This window comes from Citrobacter sp. RHBSTW-00671 (genome assembly GCF_014103415.1).
In the GTDB taxonomy this organism is placed as follows: domain Bacteria; phylum Pseudomonadota; class Gammaproteobacteria; order Enterobacterales; family Enterobacteriaceae; genus Citrobacter.
In genome coordinates this window covers 2,484,453-2,499,235 of the sequence record NZ_JABXPR010000001.1, presented here as the reverse complement: position 1 = coordinate 2,499,235, position 14,783 = coordinate 2,484,453, and the positions used below count along the sequence as shown (strand labels likewise).

Below are 14,783 nucleotides of genomic sequence, written 5' to 3'. Positions count from 1 at the left end.
GCACCGCCAAAAATGACGGCGCTCGATAGAATGGCCAGCACAGCCAAAAGTGACCATGGCAGACCAGCGCTCTCACAGCTTCATCAGGTTTTTGATCACAATCCTGGTGACAAGGCTGTTGGTCTGCTTAGCTTTTTCCAGGATATAAGCGCAATGCTGGTCTTTAAGCTCCTCTGGGTTGACACATTGCCCCGCCCCATGCTCAACGGTTACTGATCCATTGCCGTTATAAACAATGTGCCCTTCTGCGTCGTACCCTTCGAAGTAGCTGATATAACTTGATTTCATTTTCGCTCCTTAGCATCAATCCCGGCTTTTTCGTTTAGCCGCCTTCTTCCAGCGCGTGACCAGGTCACACACCGCCATGTATTCAGACGTCGGTTTATCTTTCTCACCGGCACGCCATGCCTTCACTTCCTGCAACCGGCCATTGCTCATGGCGATCAGTCCGCCGCCATGGCGAACGCGGGCGCCGCCAGCAACCGACCTCACAACGTCATCGCTGACGAAAATCCTGCAACTACGCAGCTGAGCGCCGATGCTGGCGATGGTTTCCTGGCTAACGCCGTCTTGTTTCGCAGCATCCCTTTGCTGTACCTGTCGCAGTGCCGCTTCGGCTTTTTTCTTCTGGTATTCCGCAACTGCGGCGGCATAGTTATCCGCACGCCGCTCCGCTTCGACCCGCAGTTGTTCGCGCCAACGCTGTTCTGCCTCTTCCGGTGTCAGGCTCATATCTTTCGCAGCGGCCACTTTTGGCCCCCACGTCAACGCAGTTTCATCATCAACAGACGTGCGCAGGCCGCGCGCGGTACGCTCGAAGGCTTGATCTGAGCTTTCGCGGCCAAAGTTTTTCAGTCTGCTGGTGATTTCCTGCCGCTGCTGGCGTGAATATCGGCGCAAATCTTCGATATTCAGCGGAAGTTCTGTCATTTGACTGTCCGGGTGATCAATACCGGCATGCATCGCCGGTTTTGACGGTGTGGTACCAGCTGGCACCGCCACTTTTAACGGTGGTTTTTCGTCCGTTCCGGAGCGCTCCGTACAGTTATTGACAGAACTCCGAGGGGCCGCTGCGCGGCCTTCTAAGGTCAAAATCTCGACCGGCGACGGCTTCCGCTTCGGCACAATCTTGTAATCGGTGGTGCGGGTAAAAATGACTGATTCGCTGCCCGTATAAGGGCAATAAACGCCAGTAATTTTGGCGACCGTGTCCCCATAATCATTGCCATTTTCGGTGAATTCATAGTTAAGCCGAACGCGCAGGCAATCGCGCGCGACAAATGGCCCGCCCTGAGCGTTGGTGTATCCCGGCCAGTCTGGCGCATCGGCTGCTGCCCGTGCCGCTTCCAGTTCCGGATGTAATACCAGCTCGCGACTACCTAACCGGCGCAATTCGCGCCAGGTGGTAACGGGCGCACCGCCAATCTGCTGAAACTGGCGGATATTCCAGCGTGAAGCCCAGGCGCGTACACGCTTTGCCATCTCCCTGATCGGCTGGCCTGACTCAAGATCCACTTCACCATCCATGCCGTAGCCATCGATGTTTTTCGAGATGTATTTCGCGATATAGCCTGTTGCAGACCCAAATTGCTCGTCCATCGGCGTAACAGTAAAACGGTGCTCTGAAGCACCTTTCTCGTTACCGTCCTCTTTCATGGCGTGTTTGCGGAAAATGGCTGTTGCATACTCTACTTCCTCAGGACGGAGGAAAAGCAACAGATGCCAGTGAGGGGTTCCATCGTGGTGAGGCTCTGCAACACGAAAACCAAACGTGCGAATACCTTCGCGACTCCATTTGGCTCTGACGCGCGCCCAGACTTTGCAAAGGTATTTTTGCGTCTGACGCGGGCTGGCGTGCTGGTACTTATCGTTTCGTCTGCCTGACTGGACATGTGTTGAGTGGTAACGCGACGGCGCTGTCAGCGTATAGAACATGCCAACCAGCCCCATTTCATTCGCCATATCCTCAAACCCGCGCATGCGCACCATCAGCTCATGCCGCGCGATCTTCGGGTTGGAAACACTACCCATCACCTTATCCAGTAATGAGCTGCGCTCGCCGGTGTCCTGGTCTTCCAGCTCCATCGCCTGAAGGAATTCGAAGTTCGCTTTTTTCTGCGCAACCCATTCCCTGAAGCATGGATCAGAGCAATATGGTGAAGCCACTTTGCTGACATAGCCGGTCGCGATCATAAGATGTTCGCGCCAGCAGTCATGGATACGGCGGATTTTGTTAAGCCACCATTTTTCGGAATGAAGTCTGCCAGCGGCACGCAGCGCCTCGTCGGCGTCCAACTCTTCATCGCAATAACGCGCCCATCCGGGGATCGCGATATTGAGCGTCGCCGCCTTGCTCGCTATAGCCCCGTATGCGTAAATCGACGAAAAATCGAGATCAGATGTTTGTTCATACTGAAAATCAAACTCGCGCATAAACTCGCTTTTCATCAAGTTAGCAAGCTTATACCCCAGTCTTTTCAGGCGCTTTTTGTCCGCCCACGGCAACAGGTGAAAGTCATCACGCAGCGGTAAAAGAATTGCAGGAAGCGTACTTTGTGGCAGGTATTGCGCATTTACCGCATCCACGCGACGTAAAACATGGCGTTCGAACGTGCCGAACAACCAGCGCATTACATCTTTTGGCTTGTTACGATCGAGGTTTTCAAGATGCTGGGCGAAGCGCTTGCGGATAAATGCCGGGAGACTTTGCACCCTGCGGCGGAGGTAGTTAGCACGGCCTTTGCGGTCAAATACCTCTCGTGCATCACTCTCGCGCGGGCGCATGGGGGCACGATAAACAGCATCAACAAGATCACCATAAGCGAGCGCCTTGCGCTCACCTTTTGGGGTGAGATATTCAATCGCTGAATCGTCGGCTTTGTTGGGATTGATGGCCTGCCGTTTGGTATTCCATTCCCATGCTAACGCGGCGAGATCAGACATAACTCACCGTCGCCATGTAAGCTTTTATGAACGCTGTTGCCGCTTCAACATTGATGGCGTTTCCGTAGGTGCGCAGTCTTCCCACTCTGGCGGGAACCCCATTAGCCAACGGGAATGATCCGGGGACAACTGGCCTCCACTTTCCATCTTGGCAGATGAGCCAATCAGCATCTCGCCAGAAACCGTTAAGCGGGCCGGGCCGCAAAGCGCTGCCACATCCTGAAGCCGCTTCTGTATTTTTGTTCCATTGTCGCGATACGTCCGCATAGCTTCCTGCGGGCATGGTGAACGGTCGTTGCTTGTCGTCGGCGTTGGCCATGCTGCCATTTTCACCATCTGCGTAAGTGAGCTGCCCGTCATTCCAGGAGTGATCCCCGATCCGCCCCGCACTCCATCTGTCGCACTTGGTGTTGTCCATCCGGCTAATAATGCTGCTGTCTGAAGGTTCACCCCCCCCTGTCGTTTGAAATTCCCCGCCCCTCTTCCATTGCTGGCAAGCGGCGTCGGCCACCCAATAAGCACGGTCTCGCTGGTGCGGCGCGCCGACGCTCGCAGACGGAAACGCAGTCGCCCCGAAGGCATAGCCCAGGGCTTCCACGTCAGCTTGAACAAGGTCGATCCAGTAGCTCGCGTAAGCGCTTCCAGATTGCTCGCCAAATACCACGACAGGGCGGCGCTGGCCGATAAGCCAATGTGCGGAGGGCCATAAGTGCCGCTCGTCAGCAAACCCAAGTCCTTTGCCTGCCGCGCTGAAAGGTTGGCAAGGGCATGATGCTGTCCATGCAGGACGATCATCGGGCCAGCCTGCGCGACGTAATGCGAGTGACCATCCGCCAATTCCGGCGAAGAAATGGCATTGTCTGAAACCTTTGAGATCATTGGGGGTTACATCCTCAATTGAGCGTGTATCAACAACACCAGGCGCTATATGGCCGGCGTCGATTAAATTGCGCAGATGCTGCGCTGCATGAGGGTCGATTTCGTTGTAATAAGCCGTCATCGCGCACCACCTACACCGTCTCGGTGTCGCCGGGCTTAACCTGCCGGGCGTCTTTTTCGGTATCACGGATAATGGTTGTGCTGCTGTACCTGCCCCAGCTCAACACCTCCACCTCAACGATCCAGAAATCACGGTATGGACGAACGTCGAGTACGCGAGTTACTACTGCATCAACGGTATTCATCAGAATGGCAACTCCTCGTCAGGGTCTTCTTGAACGAGTTGCAGCCGTACAAGGCAACCCCTCTTAATGCCCTGATCATCGCTACCTATACCGGATACACATGATCTGGAGATCGGAACGTTTGCATCCAGGATGAATGCCCTAAAATCAATCAGGGTGAAGGTGTGGTATTGCTGACGGCCAGTTATGCGGTAAACCATCGCTGTTACTGCTGTGTAATCTCCAGACTCTTCGGCGGGATCTACCGCCATCCAGACAGGCTTGCTCATCAGAACGGCACCCCTTCATCAAACCCGTAAAAAGCCACCTGGTGCCAGTGCACCCACAAGCCTTTAAGGCCCACCTTTTCCGCAGGGCAAAACCAAACTATTTCAATCTCGCCCATGGTTTCGACAAGCATATTCAGACCCGGAATACCGTCTTCTTCATGCCTGACCAGCTGACACAGAATGGAATCAATGACCATCACGCCACCTCTTTAAATTTGCGAGATATGCGGAGTACACCGATCACCTCGCCAGCCATATCGCGGCTTTTGGCACTCACGGAACGGCGGACACTCAGGGAGTGAAGGTTGAAGGCGGAATAAATTTCGCGGGTATCAGGCGTGTCGCTGTTTGAGATGATCGAGCGGATGCCATGCTGGCGATTGACATCCAGCAAGGCTTTAACCAGCTCACGATGATCGTCCAGGGTGAATGGCTTACCGTAAGCGGTGAAGTTGGCGGTTTCACTGGCTGGAATGTATGGCGGATCGCAGTAAATGACTTTGTCAAAATCCAGTTCCACGATGTAGCGAATGGAATGGCGAAAGTCGCAATGGATGAAAACGGCGTTTGTGTCGTTTGCCTTTTCAGCAAACAGGCGCACTTCCTTTTCAGGAAAGTAAGGCGCGGCATATTTACCGAATGGAACGTTAAATTCCCCCCTCAGATTAGTGCGATACAGCCCGTTAAATCCATGGCGGTTCAGATACAGAAATAATGCGGCATACAGCAAAGCCTGATCAGGCCTAGAGGTATCACTCCACTGCATGGAGTTAAAAAGCGTCCTTCGTGCGTAGTAACGATCTTCGGTGTTATCGCCATGAAACATCGATCTCGTGATGTTGATCAGGCGTTCGGCATCCATCGTGACCACACGGAAAAAATTGATCAGCGCGCGATTGCTATCGCAAAGAATATAGCGGCGGTAATCCGTATTCATAAATACGGTTCCGCTTCCTACAAATGGCTCAATCAGACAATCGGCCTCCGGCAAATGCTCCAGCAGTTGCGACATAACGCGAGCTTTACCGCCCGCCCATTTGATTGGTGATCTGATCATTATCTTGCCCTCACAACGATTCGAGGTGTGGGGAGGTCAGGCGTTGCCAAATCTCGCAAACCTGCTCAGCGCGATAAACAGCATCTGTCAGCATGTAAGTCGCTGTAGAACGGCGCGGATGTGGTGTATATCCGGTGATACCAGCGATGTGGATTAACGTAGAGAGATGGCGAATTTCGAAAGGCGGCAGAAGCTGGTCTGGGATGCCATAGCGGGAGAGAGCATGAGCCAACGTAGCCACATCAGCTGTATTGTTCGCAGACCAGCAATAGAGTTTTTCGTGTTTTGATGCAGTGGTGTTAATAAACTTGCAGGCGGACCGTATGGCGTCAATCTCGCTACAAGTTGCACTAATAACTTCAGCGCGCTGCGCGTTATCTCCCTTCATGAGCTGCAAAACAGCCTCAGGATAAATGCCCCCTACCGTCCTGATATTTATGGCGCGATAGAACTGCGGACCAATCTGACCTGTCGAGGGCTCGAAGAAAACGCACTCAATAGCAAAGATCGGCGAATCAGGCGCTTTCCCCAGCGCGCGAATATCTAACATGAAGTTATTCATTGTTTGTTACCCTCGTTAATGGTTAATTCGCGGCTGACGATCCACCGCTCGACTGATGAATAAATCTCTTCTGGTGTGGCGCTTTCCTTTTTCAGCTGGCCGACAAAAATACGAAGCAGCCCCAAAAGGTGGGCGCGCTCGTGTTTTCGTGCATTGGTGCTTATCTCTACAAACTCCGGATCACTTATTTCGGTATCCAGCTTTATTGACTTAACCGACATGCAACCTCCTGAAAAAGGCAAAACGAACCCCCGGCAAAATGAATGCCGTTAATTTAAGCCTGCTTAATTAGTGGTTAGGACGAGGTTTTCTTTTAACCTGTTTAAACAACCTTTCGTGCCAGTAATAAAGAAAATCAATAAATGTCATTCGCGCCCGCTCATGATTCCCGCGAATTGTTTTTTCAAGTCCATAAATGATTAAATCAATTGATGGGCTGTCAGGCGTTACAACAATGCGCGCACCATTTTTTAAATTAACAATAAAGCCTTTCTCCGCGTTTTCTACCGCTTCGCGAATCAGCATTTCCCGTTCCCACGATGTTTTCTCTTCTGTAAACATATAAACCTCATGGTTTGTTTGGTGGCATACATGGTTCAGCAACTACATCCAGTTCTGCCACTCTTTTAGCGGCATACACCAGCTCGTTATCACTCAGGCCAAGAAGCGATTGAATCCGCAGTAGCGCAAGTTCCGCCTTTGCCACTCTAACTCTTCGAGCTTTCCGCATTGCTTGCTGGGTAGCTTGCGAAAGCTGGTGCGCTCCGATCAGACTCATTTGCAGCCACACTTTTTAAAAAGGTGGATTACAGCACTCAATAAACCCTTATTTATTTTTGCCGTATAAACAAACGGTTTATTCATTTCTTTAATAAAACGAACCTTATTAGGTTCTGGCTTAAAGAAACGTCCGTCAGGAGTTTCGATCCATCCGCGAGTGTTACTGTAATGCGTAACCTGGCAACCATGCTTTAACAGGCTGGCAAGTGATGGCGTGTTATCGTTCATAAAATGCCCCTATTACAATTGTCTGCGCGCCTTGCGCTCCACTTCTTCACGTCGAGACCTAAATTCAGATAATGCTTTATCTTTTTTCTGGTTTATCTTTTTACAGTGCATTCTTATCAGGATCTGAATCAGGCTCAAAACAAACACGGCAATAATAAAAAGCCCGATAGCCATTTCAAGTTTCATTTCTTCCACCATTTTTTAGTTTATCAATGGTTCGCATTGCCTCTGCTAATGCAAAGTCTCTGCCGAAATAATTCCCATCATTCATCACGCGATATGCGCGCTGCATTGTTCTGGAGTTTTTAGGACACATGTGGATAGTGAATCCCCGATACACATAATTGTGTCGACTCAGTTGGATTAGCTGATTCATGATTTTCCTGTCAACTGTTTGCAATGGCATCCTTGAGCATGGCTATCATGTTTACTTCCACCTTGCCCCCTGATAGCTCTTTAGGCCTGATAATTATCCTTCCGTCGCGAACCATTAACCTGCATGTGTCAAATGGAATGCCGGTTAGTCTGGAATACTCCTTGAGAGATACATAAGGAGCAGCAACATTCATATTGATGGTCACGCCCGTCATTTCTACCTCACACGCTAGTATCAGTTACCAGATTGCGGAAAATGTGTGGATTTCATGCACTCAAGCCCGCGCAAAAAAACTATGCGAACCATGTTTGAAGCAGATCGACATTCAGCCTCTGCCATTGCTTCAATTTCAGTGCGTTCTTCAGGTGACAGACGTAGCGGTAAAGACCCTCCCGCTACGCTGTTTTTGGGCGTACGCGCCCGCTGTGTGTTTTGTGCTTGTGTCATAGTGGTATATTGTGATCTGCTAAGTGTCTGTGGAAAACATTATGAGAACAGTAGTTCTCATTGTCAAACGGTGTTTTATGAACTTTGATTCTCAATGCGCTATCAGATTGAAAAATGAACGGAAAAGATTGGGCTTTAATCAAGCCTCCATTGCAGAACTTTGCGGTATATCCAGAGAAATTTGGGGGAAGTATGAGCGAGGCGCTGCCGTTCCCGGCGGCAATGTTTTGTGTTCCTTCGCCCTCAATGGGGCTAACGTCCAGTTCATTTTGACAGGGCAAGAATCTGGTGGTGTTGCACTAACACGGGACGAGCATGATCTAATTAATCATTTCAGAAACGCCCCATTAGCCATCAAAGCTGCTGTATTTGCAGCCTTAACGGCTGGCAACTCCGTCTCAAACTCAGTCAATGTGTCAGGAAATGGGAACCGAGTGGCTGGCAGGGATTACAACGAAAAAAAATAAATAGGGAAGCAGTATGGAAGTGAATTCCTCTGGAGATCAAAACCGCACCGCTGGACGCGACTTCACAGAAAACCGCGTTCAGATCGATAAATTTGATGGTCGTCACACCATCAACATTGCGATTCCCTCAGATACTCACGATGAGCGTCCTTTGGTTAGGGCGCAGAGAAAAGAACTTAATGCCCTAGTAGCACTTGTTTCTGATTCCTACGGCAATGAAGCATATGAGATCTGGCAAAAGCTGCATGCAGAGATTGGCGTTTCGAGTATCGAAGAAATGACCGTCAACCAATATCAGACTGCAGTTAGCTTTTTGCAGTCCATGCTCGAACGCGCTAAGGATAAAGATGCAAGTAAAGCACTTGTTAGCCTTCTCCTTCGAAATAGTGAAGACAGCGAATTGAGGCAGAAACTGATTCGTTATTGCCATGTTAACTTCGGAACTGGTCGACTGAATGACCTAACACGCAACCAGCTTCAAATGTGTTTATCGTGGCTGGACCAGCAAACACAAGATATTCCGCCTTCTCCCCCGAGAGAGAATCACTCTCCATTGGATGTCACTACATTGCTGCGATCCCACGCTAAAGAATTCATTGTCATCTTCTTAATTGGTTTCCTGTTAGGTTCATTATTTTTCTGACTTCGTGGGGTTTTATATGAGGACTATTTGTTTTACAGGTTTTGGGAAAAAAGACAAAAATGAGCTTATTGAAATTGCTAAGGCTCGTGGATATGTCGTTAGAAGTGATGTCACCAAGGATCTTAACTATCTCTGTTGCGGTGAAAATGCTGGTCCGAGCAAAATAAAAAAGGCATCTCAGCAAGGTTCAGAGGTGCTGTCGACCGAGCAATTTCTAAACCTATCCCCCTTGTCGGATGCGCAAAATATAGAAGGTCAAAAGGGCAATACACCAACATTTACAATCCATGATGAACACCCTCTTCTGGACCTGATCTGGTCGTCAATTGATACCAAAGATAATTTATCAATCATTTATCACGGAGGTGAACGATCCGGAGCAGCAAGAGATATCCTTCCTCTGACATTGCTTGATAACTTTACGCTGCGAGCAGCGGACCTATCATCTCCGACTCACCCGGTAAAAACATTCAGCTTGGAAAAAATTGAAATACCTGGTGTAGCAAGGCTCCCATCCCTGCCAAGAAAACGTAATGAGAGTAAGAAAAAACAATACTCCGTTGGCTTATATAAAAATATCGAAGAAGTGCATTTAGCATTTGCCGATACACTTCATGGTATGGGGTGGCATGTTGCTACTTATCAAGATGATGCAGGCCTTTGCAATCGTTTGGATGTCTGTGACTTTTTCAAAAATGGTAAACCACGCAAAACTCCAGTTGTAAGTTTATCCTTCCAACCAGAAAATCAAACGCGCCCATTCGTCTGTAGGTGTCGAGATATCGAATTTACATCAACCTATGCACATCTTGATAACGCTGCGGAAATGTTCATTTCACTCGCGTATGCAGGATCTGATGATGATGCAGAGGTGAGTAATTGACCGTCCGAAAACTACCCTCCGGTAAATGGCTTTGTCAGTGCTTCCCTTACGGGCGTGATGGGAAACGCATACGTAAGCAATTTGCTACCAAAGGTGAGGCGCTCTCCCATGAGCGCCGTTTAATGAATAACGCTGCAAACCAGCCGGTAAACGACAGCGCTGTGACTCTTTCGGCATTCGTTGAACGCTGGTACGAGATGCATGGCAAAACGCTCTCATCTGGTGATGAAAGAAAGGTGAAACTACTGGCCATATGCGAACGTCTTGGTGATCCATTGGCTTCTCACTTTGATAAAAACACTTTCGCTGTATACCGGGAACGGCGTTTGAGTGGTGAATGGAATCAGAAAGGCAAGAAGAAGCTGAGTGAAGCGACAGTAAACCGCGAGCAGTCTTATCTGCATGCAGTATTCTCGGAAATGAAGCGGCTGGGGGAATGGGAAGGAGATAACCCGCTGTCTGGAATCAGGCAGTTCAAAGAAGGTGATCAGGAGCTGGCTTTTCTGTATGAGGAAGAAATTGACCGATTGCTTGCAGCATGCGACCAGTCCGCAAATAAAGATTTAGGGATTATCGTACGGATTTGTCTGGCGACCGGTGCACGATGGAGCGAGGCTCAAGACTTAAAGCAATCTCAAATCCTTCCTGGTCGTCTGACGTTTACGCAAACCAAAAGCAAGAAGAACCGCACAGTGCCAATTTCACAACAACTACAGGCGATGCTCCCTAAAAAGCGTGGTGCCCTCTTCTCACCCGCATACGAGGCTTTTAAGGCAGCTCTCGCACGCGCAGGTATAGAGCTACCCAAAGGACAGCGTACCCATGTACTACGTCATACATTCGCGAGTCACTTCATGATGCGAGGTGGGAATATTTTGGTGTTACAGCAAATTCTCGGGCACAGCACGATCATGATGACAATGAGGTATGCGCATTTTGCCCCAAACCACCTTGATGCTGCGGTAGCACTTAACCCGTTCGATAACCGCCAAGAGGCAAAATAGACAAACACAAAAATATGCTGCCACGCTGCTGCCATTTTGCTGCCACTGGCAAACGACAAAAACAAAAAACCACCCGTAGGTGGTTTCACGACACTGCTTATTGCTTTGATTATTCTATTCTTTCCCATGGTACCCGGAGTGGGACTTGAACCCACACAGCGCGAACGCCGAGGGATTTTAAATCCCTTGTGTCTACCGATTCCACCATCCGGGCTCGGGAAGAAATTGGAGGCGCGTTCCGGAGTCGAACCGGACTAGACGGATTTGCAATCCGCTACATAACCGCTTTGCTAACGCGCCGAAATCTTCTGGCTTTACAGCCAAACATCCGCAAATGCCGATGTTTTAAATTTGGAGCGGGAAACGAGACTCGAACTCGCGACCCCGACCTTGGCAAGGTCGTGCTCTACCAACTGAGCTATTCCCGCATCACCAAGTAACTTTGTTAATCACTTGATTTTGTTATCGTCTGGCAATCAGTGCTGCCGTTCGATGCGTTGCATTCTACTTACCTGACGCAATGAGTCAACGATATTTTTCACCACTGACGATCGTTTGCTGAAATTTGCGGCGAAACGATCACTGATCAAGCAAATCTCCCCGTGCAGCGCTCAAATACTGGAACATTGACCATAAAGTCAGAATTGCGGCGACAAAGAAAAGTGCAATCCCGGCATACTCTACCCAGATATTTGGACGCCACAGCAGCCATGCCAGCGCCGCCATTTGCGATGTCGTTTTGACTTTACCGATCCACGACACCGCCACGCTACTACGCTTGCCAAGTTCTGCCATCCATTCACGCAGCGCTGAAATGATAATTTCACGCGCGATCATCGTGGCGGCAGGCAATGTCACCCACCAGCTGTGGTAGTGCTCCGTCACCAGCACCATCGCGATAGCCACCAGAACCTTATCTGCCACCGGATCGAGGAACGCCCCGAAACGCGTGCTTTGGTTCCAGCGGCGCGCCAGAAAACCGTCAAACCAGTCGGTAACGGCTGCGATACAGAAAATCAGCGCACAAACGAAGGGAGCCCAGGTGAATGGCAGATAAAACGCCAATACAAAGAATGGGATCAGAATGACGCGAAACAGCGTGAGCAATGTAGGGATATTAAATTGCATATGACGGATAACTATCTGTTGTCAGTGAAATTACCCCTATGTTGCTACAGAGGGCCTAATGTTTCAACGAGTAGAAGATCTTTTCTGCCAGAGCTTGCGAAATACCCGGCACTTTTGCAATTTCTTCGACACTGGCGTTACGAAGCCCTTGCAAACCCCCCATATATTTCAGCAACATTTGTCGGCGCTTAGGTCCAACGCCTTCGATGGTTTCCAGCGTGCTGGTGCTTTTCACCTTCGCCCGTTTTTTACGGTGTCCGCTGATGGCGTGATCGTGAGACTCATCGCGGATATGCTGAATCACGTGCAACGCTGGGGAGTCCGGCGGCAGGCTAAACCCCTCGCCTTCCGGTTCAAAAAACAGGGTTTCCAGGCCGGCTTTACGATCTGCCCCTTTTGCCACCCCCAGTAACAGAGGGTGCTGTTTATCCCAGGGCACGTCCAGTTCAGCAAAAACCGCTTTCGCCTGCCCTAGCTGGCCTTTACCGCCGTCGATCAAAATAACATCCGGGATCTTACTTTCTTCTATTGCCTTACCGTAACGCCGACGCAGTACCTGGTTCATCGCCGCGTAATCATCACCCGGCGTAATACCCGTAATGTTATAGCGGCGATACTCTGCGCGCAGCGGCCCGTTAGCGTCAAAAACTACGCAGGAGGCAACGGTCTGCTCGCCCATCGTGTGGCTAATGTCAAAACACTCCATGCGTTTCACCGCAGGCAGTTTCAGCACGGATGCCAGAGCCGTCAGACGTTGGGTAATCGTGGACTGCTGAGAAAGTTTGGTGGTTAACGCCGTAGCCGCATTGGTACGCGCCAGCTTCAAATATCGGGCGCGATCGCCTCGCGGTTTCGTCTGGACGTTAATCTTCCGCCCGGCCAGCTCAGACAAAGAGTCAGCCAACAGCGTCTTATCGCTAAGATTGAAATCAAGCAGGATCTCACCAGGCAAGGTACGCACCTGGCTACCCTGTAAATAGAACTGCCCAACGAAGGTTTCAACCACCTCGCCCAGTTCCGTTCCCCCAGGTACTTTAGGAAAATAGCTGCGACTGCCTAACACTTTGCCCTGACGAATGAACAAGACGTGTACGCAGGCCATTCCGGCATCAAATGCCACGCCGATAACATCCAGATCGTCGCCAGTATTGGAAACAAACTGTTTTTCAGTAACGCGGCGAACCGCCTGAATTTGGTCACGGATGCGCGCGGCCTCTTCAAACTCAAGGTTCTGGCTGGCCTTCTCCATCCGGGCGATCAGTTGCGTTAACACCTGATCGTCTTTGCCGGATAAAAACAGCCGTACATAGTCGACCTGCTGCGCGTACTCTTCTTCACTCACCAGACCGGCAACACATGGCCCAAGGCAGCGGCCAATCTGATATTGCAAACACGGGCGCGAGCGGTTGCGATAAACGCTATTTTCGCACTGACGTATTGGGAAAATCTTCTGCAATAGCGCCAGTGTTTCACGGACGGCGTAACCGTTAGGAAACGGTCCAAAGTATTCACCTTTAGCATGCTTCGCACCGCGATGCGTCGCCAGGCGCGGATGGGTATCGCCACTGAGGAAAATAAAGGGATAGGATTTATCATCGCGCAGCAATACGTTATAGCGCGGTTGGTACAGCTTGATGTAATTGTGCTCAAGCAATAATGCTTCAGTTTCGGTGTGCGTCACCGTGACATCAATCTGCTGAATTTGTGCCACCAGCGCTTCGGTTTTACGCGACGCGAGGTTGCTGCGGAAATAGCTGGAGAGCCGTTTTTTCAGGTCTTTCGCTTTACCGACATAGATAACCGTCCCGGCGGTATCGTACATACGATAGACGCCAGGCTGGCTGGTCACAGTTTTCAGAAACGCTTTAGCATCGAACTGATCGGTCACAGGCTTGTTAATGTCTCCGCATTACACAGGCCATGGCGAATTGCCAGGTGAGTCAGCTCCACATCGCCATGAATGTTTAATTTACTGAACATTCGATAGCGGTAGCTGTTCACTGTTTTGGGACTAAGATTCAGTTGTTCTGAGATCTCATTGACCTTCTGGCCTTTGGTGATCATCAGCATAATCTGCAATTCACGTTCAGACAAACTGGCAAACGGGGTTTCCGTTTTCTCTGGCTCAATCTGGCTAAGCGCCATTTGTTGAGCAATATCGGAAGCAATGTAGCGCTGTCCGGAAAAAACCGAACGAATCGCGCTCACGACTTCCTGAGGGGCGGCCCCCTTGCTGAGATAGCCCGCGGCTCCCGCCTGCATAACTTTTGCCGGCAACGGGTTTTCGGTATGAACAGTCAACATGATCACTTTAATGTCCGCCGAGGAACGCGCAATTTTGCGGGTTGCCTCCAGACCGCCAATACCGGGCATATTCATGTCCATCAGCACAACGTCGACAGCGTTAGCGCGGCACCATTTGACCGCATCTTCGCCGCAGCACGCCTCGCCGACAACTTTAATGCCTTTTATATCTTCCAGAATGCGTCGTATCCCTGCGCGCACCAGTTCGTGGTCATCAACAAGAAAAACGTTGATCAAAGGAATATCTCCAGAATAGGGATAACGCTACCGATAGTTAATCGGTCCTATGTTAACGGGTTTTATCTCAACTTTGAAATCTAAAAAACACCCGACTTTCGATTTTGCTCTCGTTTTTGGAAATTAGATTGTACGAACCGTGGAAACTTCCACGGTTGAAGGGCGTTTGCCTGCGCTTATATCTGCATAGCTGTTTCAGAATAGTGACAAAAAATTCATATTCTTACGTTGAATGCTAAATAGAAAGGTAAGCTTGTAACAATAATTAACG

The 14,783-nt window shown here is 50.0% G+C and carries 21 protein-coding genes and 3 tRNA genes; 4 read left to right on the top strand and 20 right to left on the bottom strand.

The window, feature by feature from the left end:
* Window positions 1-72: 72 nt before the first annotated feature.
* The 14 genes from HV261_RS11880 to HV261_RS11815 all read right to left on the bottom strand — a co-directional run bounded on the left by HV261_RS11880 (window position 73) and on the right by HV261_RS11815 (window position 7,613).
* A complete protein-coding gene (locus HV261_RS11880) occupies window positions 73-288 on the bottom strand; it encodes a hypothetical protein (protein ID WP_016155223.1) in 216 nt (71 codons plus the stop codon).
* A 15-nt stretch (window positions 289-303) separates the two neighbouring features.
* Window positions 304-2,943, bottom strand: coding sequence for a replication endonuclease (locus HV261_RS11875; protein ID WP_202038360.1), 2,640 nt, complete (start codon window positions 2,941-2,943; stop codon window positions 304-306).
* On the bottom strand, window positions 2,936-3,943 hold the full coding sequence (locus HV261_RS11870; protein ID WP_202038359.1) for a DNA cytosine methyltransferase: 1,008 nt from the start codon (window positions 3,941-3,943) through the stop codon (window positions 2,936-2,938). Before HV261_RS11870 ends, HV261_RS11875 begins: the two co-directional genes overlap by 8 nt.
* A gap of 10 nt (window positions 3,944-3,953) precedes the next feature.
* Window positions 3,954-4,127 carry a hypothetical protein gene (locus tag HV261_RS11865; RefSeq protein ID WP_199953259.1) on the bottom strand — a complete coding sequence of 58 codons (174 nt, stop codon included), beginning with the start codon at window positions 4,125-4,127 and terminating at the stop codon, window positions 3,954-3,956.
* On the bottom strand, window positions 4,127-4,396 hold the full coding sequence (locus HV261_RS11860) for a hypothetical protein (protein WP_199953258.1): 270 nt from the start codon (window positions 4,394-4,396) through the stop codon (window positions 4,127-4,129). The genes HV261_RS11865 and HV261_RS11860 overlap by 1 nt, the downstream gene beginning before the upstream one ends.
* A complete protein-coding gene (locus HV261_RS11855; RefSeq protein ID WP_199953257.1) occupies window positions 4,396-4,593 on the bottom strand; it encodes a hypothetical protein in 198 nt (65 codons plus the stop codon). The genes HV261_RS11860 and HV261_RS11855 overlap by 1 nt, the downstream gene beginning before the upstream one ends.
* Entirely contained in the window at window positions 4,593-5,453 is an 861-nt protein-coding gene (locus HV261_RS11850) for a DNA adenine methylase (protein ID WP_326929141.1), read from the bottom strand. Before HV261_RS11850 ends, HV261_RS11855 begins: the two co-directional genes overlap by 1 nt.
* 10 nt (window positions 5,454-5,463) lie before the next feature.
* The gene (locus tag HV261_RS11845) at window positions 5,464-6,015 is read right to left on the bottom strand and encodes a 3'-5' exonuclease (RefSeq protein WP_202038358.1); all 552 of its coding nucleotides are present in this window, start codon (window positions 6,013-6,015) and stop codon (window positions 5,464-5,466) included.
* A complete protein-coding gene (locus tag HV261_RS11840) occupies window positions 6,012-6,236 on the bottom strand; it encodes a hypothetical protein (protein WP_202038357.1) in 225 nt (74 codons plus the stop codon). Before HV261_RS11840 ends, HV261_RS11845 begins: the two co-directional genes overlap by 4 nt.
* 67 nt (window positions 6,237-6,303) lie before the next feature.
* A complete protein-coding gene (locus tag HV261_RS11835; protein WP_202038356.1) occupies window positions 6,304-6,576 on the bottom strand; it encodes a hypothetical protein in 273 nt (90 codons plus the stop codon).
* Window positions 6,577-6,789: 213 nt separating this feature from the next.
* Window positions 6,790-7,023 carry a phage filamentation protein Fil family protein gene (locus tag HV261_RS11830; RefSeq protein ID WP_016155217.1) on the bottom strand — a complete coding sequence of 78 codons (234 nt, stop codon included), beginning with the start codon at window positions 7,021-7,023 and terminating at the stop codon, window positions 6,790-6,792.
* Window positions 7,024-7,035: 12 nt separating this feature from the next.
* A complete protein-coding gene (locus tag HV261_RS11825; protein ID WP_202038355.1) occupies window positions 7,036-7,209 on the bottom strand; it encodes a hypothetical protein in 174 nt (57 codons plus the stop codon).
* Window positions 7,199-7,339 carry a DUF4761 family protein gene (locus HV261_RS11820; protein ID WP_239509506.1) on the bottom strand — a complete coding sequence of 47 codons (141 nt, stop codon included), beginning with the start codon at window positions 7,337-7,339 and terminating at the stop codon, window positions 7,199-7,201. The genes HV261_RS11825 and HV261_RS11820 overlap by 11 nt, the downstream gene beginning before the upstream one ends.
* A gap of 70 nt (window positions 7,340-7,409) precedes the next feature.
* The gene (locus HV261_RS11815; protein ID WP_024142410.1) at window positions 7,410-7,613 is read right to left on the bottom strand and encodes a hypothetical protein; all 204 of its coding nucleotides are present in this window, start codon (window positions 7,611-7,613) and stop codon (window positions 7,410-7,412) included.
* 274 nt (window positions 7,614-7,887) lie between these two features.
* Between HV261_RS11815 and HV261_RS11810 the strand changes: the two genes are divergently transcribed.
* The 4 genes from HV261_RS11810 to HV261_RS11795 are packed head-to-tail and all read left to right on the top strand — an operon-like array spanning window position 7,888 to window position 10,843.
* Window positions 7,888-8,313, top strand: coding sequence for a helix-turn-helix domain-containing protein (locus HV261_RS11810; RefSeq protein ID WP_241024999.1), 426 nt, complete (start codon window positions 7,888-7,890; stop codon window positions 8,311-8,313).
* Window positions 8,314-8,326: 13 nt separating this feature from the next.
* Window positions 8,327-8,956, top strand: a complete 630-nt coding sequence (locus tag HV261_RS11805) for a membrane protein (protein ID WP_039268412.1) — start codon at window positions 8,327-8,329, stop codon at window positions 8,954-8,956.
* Between the two features lie 16 nt (window positions 8,957-8,972).
* On the top strand, window positions 8,973-9,839 hold the full coding sequence (locus HV261_RS11800; RefSeq protein WP_101701024.1) for a BRCT domain-containing protein: 867 nt from the start codon (window positions 8,973-8,975) through the stop codon (window positions 9,837-9,839).
* The gene (locus HV261_RS11795) at window positions 9,836-10,843 is read left to right on the top strand and encodes a phage integrase (RefSeq protein ID WP_039268413.1); all 1,008 of its coding nucleotides are present in this window, start codon (window positions 9,836-9,838) and stop codon (window positions 10,841-10,843) included. Before HV261_RS11800 ends, HV261_RS11795 begins: the two co-directional genes overlap by 4 nt.
* Window positions 10,844-10,970: 127 nt before the next feature.
* Here the strand turns inward: HV261_RS11795 and HV261_RS11790 are convergent.
* The 6 genes from HV261_RS11790 to uvrY form a co-directional block, all read right to left on the bottom strand.
* Window positions 10,971-11,057 (bottom strand) — tRNA-Leu (locus HV261_RS11790).
* A 12-nt stretch (window positions 11,058-11,069) separates the two neighbouring features.
* Window positions 11,070-11,143: transfer RNA gene (locus tag HV261_RS11785), tRNA-Cys, on the bottom strand.
* 52 nt (window positions 11,144-11,195) lie between these two features.
* Window positions 11,196-11,271, bottom strand: a tRNA-Gly gene (locus tag HV261_RS11780).
* A gap of 151 nt (window positions 11,272-11,422) precedes the next feature.
* The gene (gene pgsA / locus HV261_RS11775; protein WP_003030490.1) at window positions 11,423-11,971 is read right to left on the bottom strand and encodes a CDP-diacylglycerol--glycerol-3-phosphate 3-phosphatidyltransferase; all 549 of its coding nucleotides are present in this window, start codon (window positions 11,969-11,971) and stop codon (window positions 11,423-11,425) included.
* Between the two features lie 55 nt (window positions 11,972-12,026).
* Window positions 12,027-13,859, bottom strand: coding sequence for an excinuclease ABC subunit UvrC (uvrC, locus tag HV261_RS11770; protein ID WP_202038354.1), 1,833 nt, complete (start codon window positions 13,857-13,859; stop codon window positions 12,027-12,029).
* Window positions 13,856-14,512: a UvrY/SirA/GacA family response regulator transcription factor gene (gene uvrY, locus HV261_RS11765; protein WP_137381533.1), complete on the bottom strand. Its 657-nt coding sequence runs from the start codon at window positions 14,510-14,512 to the stop codon at window positions 13,856-13,858. The genes uvrC and uvrY overlap by 4 nt, the downstream gene beginning before the upstream one ends.
* Between the last annotated feature and the right edge of the window lie 271 nt (window positions 14,513-14,783).